Raw genomic sequence first — 9,975 nt, 5'->3', positions numbered from 1 at the left:
CACCTCCGGCAGCTGCAGCCGTCTCGCCGCCCCCGGCGGCTGCAGCCGTGTCGCCGCCCCCGGCGGCTGCAGCCGTGTCGCCGCCCCCGGCGGCTGCAGCCGTGTCGCCACCTCCGGCAGCTGCAGCCGTCTCGCCGCCCCCGGCGGCTGCAGCCGTGTCGCCACCTCCGGCGGCGACGAAAGCCCCTCGCGCGAGGCGGTGCAGCAGCGCCGCCGTGGTGTCGCGGTCGGGCAGCGCCGAGGGCCCGCTCAGGTGCGGGGTGGAGTTCAGCAGGCCGAAGACGGTGTGCACGGAGACCCGCGCCTCCAGCTCGGTGAGCCCCGGGTACACCTCGCGCACCGTGGCCACCCACAGCTCGACGTACTGCCGCTGGAGCCGGCGCACCCGCTTCCGGTCCGCCTCGCGCAGCCGGTCCAGCTCCCGGTCGTGCAGGGTGATCAGGGGCCGGTCGTCGAGCGCGAAGTCGATGTGCCCGGCGATGAGGGAGTCGAGGGTGTCCTGCGGGGACAGCCCGGCCCCGGCGGCCTCCTCCAGCCGCATGCGGCCGCCGTCGTGGAGCCGCTCGCTGATCCCCACCAGCAGCTCGGCCAGCATGGCGTCCTTGCCGGCGAAGTGCCGGTAGAGCCCGGGGCCGCTGATGCCGACGGCCGCACCTATCTCGTCCACCCCGACGCCGTGGAAGCCGCGCTCGGCGAAGAGCCGGGCGGCCTCGCGCAGGATCTGCTCACGGCGGGTGGGTGCAGCCGTCCTCGTGGTCATGAGGCACATTCTAGACAGGGCGGTTAATGGTCGTTAACCTGTGGAGCGAGGTTAACCGGCATTAACCCGGTCGGCCGCACGGCACGCACGGAGCAAGGGGGCTCAGCGGCATGGAGGAGGCAACGACGCTGGCCGGCAGCGTCGATCCGGCATCGGATTCCTGCCGGGCGAACGCGGCGGCGCACCGCGAGTTGGCCGCGCACCTGCGGGAGAAGCTGGCGGCGGCCCGGCTGGGCGGCGGCGAGCGGGCCCGCGCCCGGCACACCGCGCGGGGCAAGCTGCTGCCGCGGGACCGGGTGGACGCCCTGCTGGACCCGGGCTCGCCCTTCCTGGAGGTGGCGCCGCTGGCCGCCGACGGGATGTACGACGGCGCGGCGCCCGCGGCCGGGGTGATCGCCGGGATCGGGCGGGTCTGCGGCCGCGAGGTCGTGATCGTGGCGAACGACGCCACGGTCAAGGGCGGCACCTACTACCCGATGACGGTGAAGAAGCACCTGCGGGCCCAGGAGATCGCCCTGGAGAACCGCCTGCCCTGCGTCTATCTCGTGGACTCCGGCGGCGCCTTCCTCCCCATGCAGGACGAGGTCTTCCCGGACCGGGAGCACTTCGGCCGCATCTTCTACAACCAGGCCCGGATGTCCGGCGCGGGCATCCCGCAGATCGCGGCGGTGCTCGGCTCCTGCACCGCCGGCGGCGCCTACGTCCCCGCGATGAGCGACGAGGCCGTGATCGTGCGGAAGCAGGGCACGATCTTCCTGGGCGGCCCGCCCCTGGTGAAGGCCGCCACGGGGGCGGTGGTCACCGCCGAGGAGCTGGGCGGCGGCGAGGTGCACTCCCGCACCTCCGGGGTGACGGACCACCTCGCGGAGGACGACGCGCACGCCCTGCGGATCGTCCGGCACATCGTCGGCACCCTGCCGGAGCGCGGGTCGCTGCCCTGGACGGTGCGCCCGGCCGAGGAGCCGGCGGTGGACCCGGCGGAGCTGTACTCCGTGGTCCCGGTCGACTCCCGCACCCCCTACGACGTGCGCGAGGTCATCAGCCGGCTGGTCGACGGCTCCCGCTTCCAGGAGTTCAAGGTCGAGTACGGCACGACCCTGGTCACCGGCTTCGCCCGGATCCACGGCCACCCCGTCGGCATCGTGGCGAACAACGGCATCCTCTTCTCCGAGTCCGCCCAGAAGGGCGCGCACTTCATCGAGCTGTGCGACCAGCGTGGCATCCCGCTGCTCTTCCTGCAGAACATCTCCGGTTTCATGGTCGGCAAGGACTATGAGGCCGGTGGCATCGCCAAGCACGGCGCCAAGATGGTGACGGCTGTGGCCTGCACCCGCGTCCCCAAGCTGACGGTGGTGATAGGCGGGTCGTACGGCGCGGGGAACTACTCCATGTGCGGCCGGGCCTACGGCCCCCGCTTCCTGTGGATGTGGCCCAACGCCAAGATCTCGGTGATGGGCGGCGAGCAGGCCGCCTCGGTGCTGGCGACCGTCAAGCGGGACCAGATGGAGGCGCGCGGCGAGGAGTGGAGCCAGGAGGAGGAAGAGTCCTTCCGCGCCCCGGTCCGCGCCCAGTACGAGCAGCAGGGCAACGCCTACTACGCCACCGCCCGCCTCTGGGACGACGGCGTGATCGACCCGCTGGAGACCCGGACCGTGCTCGGTCTGGCGCTGACGGCCTGCGCCAACGCGCCACTGCCCGAGAAGGACCCGCAGGCGCCGGGGTACGGCGTGTTCCGGATGTGAGGGGGACGGGACGATGACCATGTTCGACACCGTGCTGGTGGCCAACCGCGGCGAGATCGCCGTCCGGGTCGTCCGGACGCTGCGGGCGATGGGCGTGCGCTCGGTCGCCGTGTACAGCGACGCGGACGCGGACGCACGCCATGTGCGGGAGGCCGACACCGCCGTGCGGATCGGCCCGGCGGCCGCCACCGAGAGCTATCTCTCCGTGGAGCGCCTGCTGGACGCGGCCCGGCGGACCGGCGCCCAGGCCGTCCATCCGGGGTACGGCTTCCTGGCGGAGAACGCCGCCTTCGCCCGCGCCTGCGCGGAGGCCGGTCTCGTCTTCATCGGGCCGCCCGCCGGGGCCATCGAGCTGATGGGCGACAAGATCCGCGCCAAGGAGACGGTGCAGGCCGCCGGGGTCCCGGTGGTGCCCGGCTCCTCGGGCTCGGGGCTGGACGACGCCGCGCTCGCCGCGGCCGCCCGGGAGATCGGCACGCCGGTGCTGCTGAAGCCCTCGGCGGGCGGCGGTGGCAAGGGCATGCGGCTGGTGCGGGACGAGGCGCTGCTGGCGGACGAGATCGCCGCCGCACGGCGGGAGGCCCGTGCCTCCTTCGGGGACGACACCCTGCTGGTGGAGCGGTGGATCGACCGGCCGCGGCACATCGAGATCCAGGTGCTGGCGGACGGCCACGGCAACGTGCTGCACCTCGGTGAGCGGGAGTGCTCGCTCCAGCGGCGGCACCAGAAGCTGATCGAGGAGGCCCCCAGCCCCCTGCTGGACGAGGCCACCCGCGCCGCGATGGGCCGGTCGGCGGCCGACGCCGCCCGCTCCTGCGGCTACCGCGGTGCGGGGACGGTGGAGTTCATCGTGCCGGGTGACGAGCCGGGCGCGCACTACTTCATGGAGATGAACACCCGGCTCCAGGTGGAGCACCCGGTCACCGAGCTGGTCACCGGCCTCGATCTGGTGGAGTGGCAGCTCCGGGTGGCGGCCGGGGAGCAGCTCCCCTTCGGCCAGGAGTCCGTCACGCTGCACGGCCACGCGGTGGAGGCCCGGATCTGCGCGGAGACCGCCCGCGCCACCGGCGACCGGGTGGACTTCCTGCCGTCGGCGGGTACGGTGCGGCTGCTCCGGGAGCCCGCCGGCGAGGGGGTGCGGACGGACTCCGGGCTGCTCCCCGGCACCGAGGTCGGCACCGCCTACGACCCGATGCTCGCCAAGGTGATCGCGTACGGCCCGGACCGCCCGGCGGCACTGCGCCGGCTGCGGGCGGCGCTGGCCGGCACCACGGTGCTCGGGGTGGACACCAACACCGCCTTCCTGCGGGCGCTGCTCGCCCACCCGCAGGTGGCCTCCGGGGAGCTGGACACCGGCCTGGTGGACCGCGACGCGGCCACCCTGCTGCCCGCCGGGGTGCCTGACGAGGTGTATGCGGCGGCAGCCCTGCTGCGCCAGGCGGAGCTGGCCGTCCCGGCCGCCCCCGGCTCCTGGACGGACCCGTTCTCGGTGCCCAGCGGGTGGCGCCTCGGCGGCGTCACCGCCTGGACGGAGCACCCGCTCCGGGTCCCGGGCCACGAGCCGGTGACGGTGCGGGTGCGCGGCTTCGCCACCGACGCGGAGGTCGGCGTCGGCGACGCCGCACCGGTCCGCGCCCGGCTGTCCGGCGCGCCCGGAGAGGACACCGTGCTCCTGGAATGGGCCGGGGTCACCCACCGCTTCCACCGGGTGGCGGCTCCGGGCGGCCGCTGGCTCGGCCGGGACGGTGCGGCCTGGCAGCTCCAGGACTTCGACCCGGTGGAGGCCATGCTGCGCGGCAGTGCCCTGGCACACGGCGCCGACGCCCTGACCGCGCCCATGCCGGGGACGGTCACGGTGGTGAAGGCGGCCGCCGGGGACGAGGTCACCGCCGGCCAGAGCCTGCTGGTCGTCGAGGCGATGAAGATGGAGCACGTCGTCGCCGCCCCGTACGACGGGGTCGTCACCGAGCTGGACGTGTCGGCGGGCAGCACCGTGGCCATGGACCAGGTGCTCGCCGTGGTCGAGCCGAGGGAGCCGGGAGAGCCCGGGGAAGGGGCGGAGCGATGAGCGATCAGCGGACCTCCGGGCCGCCCGCGGGACTGCCCATGAGCGTGCCGGCCGCGGGGCTGCCGTCCCGGGTGCGCATCCACGAGGTCGGCCCGCGGGACGGCCTGCAGAACGAGCCCTCCGTGGTCCCGGTCGAGGTCAAGGCCGAGTTCGTGCACCGCCTGGCCGCGGCCGGGCTGGGCACCGTCGAGGCCACCAGCTTCGTGCACCCCCGGTGGGTGCCGCAGCTCGCCGACGCCGAGGAGCTCTACCCCCGGCTGGGCGACCTGACCGGAGTGCGGCTTCCGGTGCTGGTGCCGAACGAGCGCGGCCTGGAGCGTGCCCTGGCCCTGGGCGCCCGGGAGGTCGCCGTGTTCGGCAGCGCCACCGAATCCTTCGCGCGGGCCAACCTCAACCGCACGGTGGACGAGGCGCTGGCGATGTTCGAGCCGGTCGTCCGGCGCGCCCGGGAGGCGGGCGCCGGGGTGCGGGGCTATCTCTCCATGTGCTTCGGCGACCCCTGGGAGGGGCCCGTGCCGGTGGAGCAGGTGGTCCGGGTCTCCCGTCGCCTGCTCGACCTCGGCTGCGACGAGCTGAGCCTGGGCGACACCATCGGCGTCGCCACCCCCGGTCATGTCGCCGCCCTGCTCACCGCGCTGGACGCGGAGGGCGTCGGCGCCGGGCGGCTCGCCGTCCACTTCCACGACACCTACGGCCAGGCCCTGGCCAACACCCTGGCGGCGCTCCAGCACGGGGTGACCACGGTGGACGCATCGGCCGGCGGCCTCGGCGGCTGCCCGTACGCGCAGAGCGCCACCGGAAACCTCGCCACCGAGGACCTGGTGTGGATGCTGCACGGGCTCGGCATCGACACCGGCGTCGACCTCGGCCGTCTCACCGCCACAAGCGCGTGGATGGCCGAACGGCTGGGCCGCCCCAGCCCCTCCCGAACCGTCCGCGCTCTCTCCCACAAGGAGCAGTGAGCTCATGCCACTCGACCACCGCCTCTCCGCCGAACACGAGGAGCTGCGCCGCACCGTGGAGGCCTTCGCCCACGACGTGGTGGCCCCCAAGATCGGCGAGTTCTACGAGCAGCACGCCTTCCCCTACGACATCGTCCGGCAGATGGGCGAGATGGGTCTCTTCGGCCTGCCCTTCCCGGAGGAGTACGGCGGCATGGGCGGGGACTATCTCGCGCTGGGCCTGGCCCTGGAGGAGCTGGCCCGGGTGGACTCCTCGGTGGCCATCACCCTGGAGGCAGGCGTCTCCCTGGGCGCCATGCCGGTCCACCGCTTCGGTACGGAGGAGCAGAAGCGGCAGTGGCTGCCGCGGCTCTGCTCCGGCGAGCTGCTGGGCGCCTTCGGGCTCACCGAGCCGGAGTGCGGCTCGGACGCGGGCGGCACCCGCACCACGGCGGTGCGGGACGAGCAGACCGGCGAGTGGGTCGTCAACGGCACCAAGTGCTTCATCACCAACTCCGGCACGGACATCACCGGGCTGGTCACGGTCACCGCCGTCACCGGCCGCAAGCCGGACGGGTCGCCGGCCATCTCCACGCTGATCGTGCCGTCCGGCACCCCGGGGTTCACGGTGGCGGCTCCCTATTCCAAGGTCGGCTGGAACGCCTCGGACACCCGGGAGCTCTCCTTCGCGGACGTGCGGGTCCCCGCGGAGAACCTCCTCGGTGAGGAGGGACGCGGCTACGCCCAGTTCCTCCGCATCCTTGACGAGGGACGCATCGCCATCGCCGCGCTGGCCACCGGCCTGGCCCAGGGCTGCGTCGACGAGTCGGTGGCCTACGCGAAGTCCCGCACGGCCTTCGGCAGGCCGATCGGCGCCAACCAGGCCCTCCAGTTCAAGCTGGCCGACATGGAGATGCGGGCCCACACCGCCCGCCTCGCCTGGCGGGACGCGGCCTCGCGGCTGGTCGCGGGCGAGCCGTTCAAGAAGGAGGCGGCGCTCGCCAAGCTGTACACCTCCGAGATCGCGGTGACCAACGCCCGGGAGGCCACCCAGATCCACGGCGGCTACGGCTTCATGAACGAGTTCCCGGTGGCCCGGATGTGGCGCGACTCCAAGATCCTGGAGATCGGCGAGGGCACCAGTGAGGTTCAGCGCATGCTGATCGCCCGCGAACTCGGGCTCCCCGACTGACGGCACACTCCCGGCCCTCCCCGGTCACCCCGGGCCGGGGCTGTCCGTAGCCGAGGGCGCGGCTCCGCTGAGCGGGCCGCGCCGGAGGAGCTCTGCGCCCGGGTGCGCGGACCTGTTGAGATAATCCGCAGCATGGCGGAAATCATCCAGCGCGCGGGGACCTGGAGCTTCGACGGGGACATCCTCCGCATCGTGCCGGGAAGCTGGAAGGGGGTGCAGCCGCTGCGCCGGGAGCTGGGCGAGATCGCCGTGCCGCTGGAGGCGGTGGCGGGCATCGCCTACGAGGCGGGCCGCAAGAGCGGGCGCCTGCGGCTGCGGTTGCGGGAGGGCGCCGATCCGCTGGGGCAGGTCGCCCGAGGGCGACTGCCGGACGCCTCCGATCCGTACCAGCTCACGGTGGAGGCGGACCGGGCGGGCGTCGCGGAGTACTTCGTGGACGAGGTGCGGCACGCGCTGCTGCTCGACCAGGTCCCGGAGGGGCCCTGCGACCGCTATCTGCTGCCGGGCCCCTCGGTGCCGCGGACGGCCTCCGGCACGGACGGCACCGCCTCCTTCGACGGGGAACGCGTCGCCCTGGAGTGGAACTGGCTGGCGGAGGAGAGCAAGTCCTCCGCCGGGCCCCGGTCGTTCGCACTGCGGGACCTGAAGGGCGTGGAGTGGACCCCTGCGGCCGGCTGGGAGAACGGCAGTCTCCGGTTCCGCCCGCAGGGTGCGCATCCCACCCTGAAGCCGCAGCACGACCCCAACTGCCTGCTGCTCTGGGGCATCCGGCAGGCCCGGGAGACCGGCGGCTCGGTGCTGCTGGCGGCCGCGGTCACGGCCCGGCTGCCGCATCCGTCGGCGGACTCCGCCGCACCCGCCGCGCCGGAGCCCCGGGCCCCGGGGGGCGGCGAGCGCGCCGTGGACGGCGCCGGCGCCCCGCCGCCCGCCCTCACCAAGGGTTCCGGCGCGGAGCCCGGCACCGAGCACGACGCCCTGCTGCGCCGGCTCCGGGAGCTCGGTGAGCTGCACCGTCAGGGCGTGCTCACCGACGAGGAGTTCGCCGCGGCCAAGCGTGCCGTCCTGGACCGCTTCTGACCCCGCGCACCGGCCGCCCCGCGCCCGAAGCGGTCAGCGGGACGGCCAGGGCACCTGCGGCGAGCGCCAGTAGTCGACGCCCATCCGGTCCCAGCGCGGACCCTGCTGGGCCAGCCGCTCCCGGTAGTCCGCCCAGTCGTGGGTCGAGGCGGGCGACCATCCGAGCTCCGCGATCCCCGGCAGCCGCGGGAACGCCATGAACTCGATGTGGTCGCTCTCCTCCAGGGTCTCCGACCACAGCGGCGCCTCCACGCCGGCCACCGCCTCCGCGGGTACGCCGCGCAGATGGCTGCCCGGGTCCCAGTCGTAGGACTGCCGCACCTCGACCAGGCCGGCCCAGCTCAGCCCCAGCGGGGTGTCCTCGTTGTACTTCATGTCCAGATAGGCGCGGTCGGCCGGGGAGAGGATCACCCGGGTGCCGTTCCGCGCCGCCTCGGCGACGTCCGGGGCGTCGCCGGAGGTCCCCCAGTACTGCAGCAGGGCGCCGTCGGCCGGTTCCGCGCCGGCGAGCTGGTGCCAGCCCACGACCTGTTTGCCGTGGGCGGCGACGGTCCGCTGGGCGCGTGCCATGAAGGCGGCGTAGTCCTCGTGGCTGGTGGAGTGCGCCTCGTCCCCGCCGATGTGCAGGTAGCGGCCGGGCGTCAGCTCCGCGATCTCGCGGATCACGTCGTCGACGAAGTCGTAGGTGGTCTCCAGCGGTACGCAGAGCGAGCTGAAGCCCACCTCGATGCCGGTGTAGAGGGGCGGGGCGACGCCGTCGCAGTTCAGCTCGGCGTAGGAGGCGAGGGCGGCGTTGGTGTGCCCCGGCATGTCGATCTCGGGGATGACGGTGAGCTCCCGCTCGGCCGCGTAACGCACGATCTCCCGGTAGTCGTCCTTGGTGTAGTGGCCGCCGGGGCCGCCGCCGACTTCGGTGCTGCCGCCGTGGGCGGCCAGCCGCGGCCAGGAGTCGATCGCGATGCGCCAGCCCTGGTCGTCGGAGAGGTGCAGGTGGAGCGTGTTGACCTTGTAGAGGGCGAGCTGGTCGATGTAGCGCTTGACCTCCGCGACGCCGAAGAAGTGCCGCGCGACGTCCAGCATCGCGCCGCGGTGGGCGTAACGCGGCCGGTCGTGCACGGTGCCGCCGGCGATGCGCCAGGGGCCCGGCTGCTCGGTGCGGGCCTCCACCCGGGCGGGGAGGAGCTGCCGCAGCGTCTGGACGCCGTAGAAGAGGCCGGTGCGGCTGCGTGCGGTCAGTTCCACGCCGCGCCGGGAGACCTCCAGGCGGTACCCCTCCTTCCCCAGCCGTCGCGGGCCGCCCAGGCCGAGCCGGATGCCGCCCCGGCCGGGCCCGCTGACCACGGGCAGGTCGTAGCCGGTGGAGGGGCGCAGCAGCTCAGCGAGGCGCTCGGCGACCTCCCGTGCCTGCGGGGCGTGCCGCGGGACGCGGATGCGGGTGCCCGGGCGGAGCGTGTAGGGGCCGCCTCCGGGCCGTACGGAGGCGGGCGCCGGGATCACCTGGTCCAGCGGTCGGGGGGCGCCGTGCCGTGCGGCGGCGTCCGCGAGGGTGCCGGTGTCCCCGGGGACGGGCGCGGCGGTGGCGGAGAGCGAGCCCGGGGCGGTGACCAGGAGCAGCGCGGCGGCGCAGAGCAGCGTGGGCCGTAGTCGTCTCACGAGAGTCCCTTCGGACGGGCACGGCGGCACACCGGGCGTCCCGGGCGCGGCGGTGCGGGCGGGGCACGTACGAGGAGCGACGGATCGGTGACACTGTGGCCGCGGACCCCGCCGGGGTCAAGGTGTAGACCATTCGCCGTACCGGACTCGTGAAGACTTCCCGATTCCTGCCCGATATCGGGCAGATATCTTGCGAAGGCGGTCCCGGACCCGCAGTATCGTCCCGTGCTCGACAGCCCGACGCCCGCCCATGAGGACCTCGTCGACCATCTGACCCGCACCACCGGGCTCGCCCGCGGCGAGGCCCGGCGGGTGGTGCTCGACGTGCTGGCGTACTTCGGGGAGACGACGGAGGAGTTCGTGCGCCGCCGCCACCGCGAGCTGCGGTCCGGCGGCCTGCGGAACGAGGCGGTCTACGAGCGGATCGCGGCGGAACTGCCGCACCGCGCGGTGGCGCCGCCCGGCCTGACACTGCGCCAGATCCGCCGGATCGTCTACGGCTGACCGGCCGGCGCCGGCGCGGTGTCGTGTCGTGTCGTGCA

Annotated in this window: 7 protein-coding genes and 1 pseudogene; 6 read left to right on the top strand and 2 right to left on the bottom strand. The window is 74.2% G+C overall.

The annotated features are described in order from the left end of the window. Positions 1-169 precede the first annotated feature (169 nt). A pseudogene (locus tag HOY81_RS16540) lies at positions 170-760 on the bottom strand (TetR/AcrR family transcriptional regulator); the annotation flags it as partial. 110 nt (positions 761-870) lie between these two features. Here HOY81_RS16540 and HOY81_RS16535 point away from each other — a divergent pair. From HOY81_RS16535 to HOY81_RS16515, 5 genes are all read left to right on the top strand, one after another. Beyond that, positions 871-2,502 (top strand): carboxyl transferase domain-containing protein, encoded by a 1,632-nt coding sequence (locus HOY81_RS16535; protein WP_237321187.1) that lies wholly within the window; start codon positions 871-873, stop codon positions 2,500-2,502. 19 nt (positions 2,503-2,521) lie between these two features. Next, entirely contained in the window at positions 2,522-4,570 is a 2,049-nt protein-coding gene (locus HOY81_RS16530; RefSeq protein WP_237321191.1) for a biotin carboxylase N-terminal domain-containing protein, read from the top strand. Further along, positions 4,567-5,532 (top strand): hydroxymethylglutaryl-CoA lyase, encoded by a 966-nt coding sequence (locus tag HOY81_RS16525; RefSeq protein ID WP_237321186.1) that lies wholly within the window; start codon positions 4,567-4,569, stop codon positions 5,530-5,532. Before HOY81_RS16530 ends, HOY81_RS16525 begins: the two co-directional genes overlap by 4 nt. Before the next feature lie 4 nt (positions 5,533-5,536). Then, the gene (locus HOY81_RS16520) at positions 5,537-6,703 is read left to right on the top strand and encodes an acyl-CoA dehydrogenase family protein (protein ID WP_237321185.1); all 1,167 of its coding nucleotides are present in this window, start codon (positions 5,537-5,539) and stop codon (positions 6,701-6,703) included. Positions 6,704-6,835: 132 nt separating this feature from the next. Beyond that, positions 6,836-7,780, top strand: a complete 945-nt coding sequence (locus HOY81_RS16515; RefSeq protein WP_237321184.1) for a DUF4429 domain-containing protein — start codon at positions 6,836-6,838, stop codon at positions 7,778-7,780. A 33-nt stretch (positions 7,781-7,813) separates the two neighbouring features. Here the strand turns inward: HOY81_RS16515 and HOY81_RS16510 are convergent, their stop codons facing one another. Next, the gene (locus tag HOY81_RS16510) at positions 7,814-9,433 is read right to left on the bottom strand and encodes a beta-N-acetylhexosaminidase (RefSeq protein ID WP_237321183.1); all 1,620 of its coding nucleotides are present in this window, start codon (positions 9,431-9,433) and stop codon (positions 7,814-7,816) included. A 225-nt stretch (positions 9,434-9,658) separates the two neighbouring features. Here HOY81_RS16510 and HOY81_RS16505 point away from each other — a divergent pair, with 225 nt between their 5' ends. Then, positions 9,659-9,937, top strand: coding sequence for a hypothetical protein (locus HOY81_RS16505; protein WP_237321182.1), 279 nt, complete (start codon positions 9,659-9,661; stop codon positions 9,935-9,937). Positions 9,938-9,975 lie beyond the last annotated feature (38 nt).

This window comes from Streptomyces sp. JJ36 (genome assembly GCF_021696945.1).
Lineage (GTDB): Bacteria > Actinomycetota > Actinomycetes > Streptomycetales > Streptomycetaceae > Streptomyces.
This window is presented reverse-complemented; position numbering and strand designations above follow the sequence as displayed.

Bases quoted from the DNA above. Each gene is read 5' to 3' on its own strand.
- HOY81_RS16530 (WP_237321191.1), top strand. From the start codon at position 2,522: ATGTTCGACACCGTGCTGGTGGCCAACCGCGGCGAGATCGCCGTCCGG.
- HOY81_RS16515 (WP_237321184.1), top strand. From the start codon at position 6,836: ATGGCGGAAATCATCCAGCGCGCGGGGACCTGGAGCTTCGACGGGGAC.
- HOY81_RS16535 (WP_237321187.1), top strand. From the start codon at position 871: ATGGAGGAGGCAACGACGCTGGCCGGCAGCGTCGATCCGGCATCGGAT.
- HOY81_RS16525 (WP_237321186.1), top strand. From the start codon at position 4,567: ATGAGCGATCAGCGGACCTCCGGGCCGCCCGCGGGACTGCCCATGAGC.
- HOY81_RS16520 (WP_237321185.1), top strand. From the start codon at position 5,537: ATGCCACTCGACCACCGCCTCTCCGCCGAACACGAGGAGCTGCGCCGC.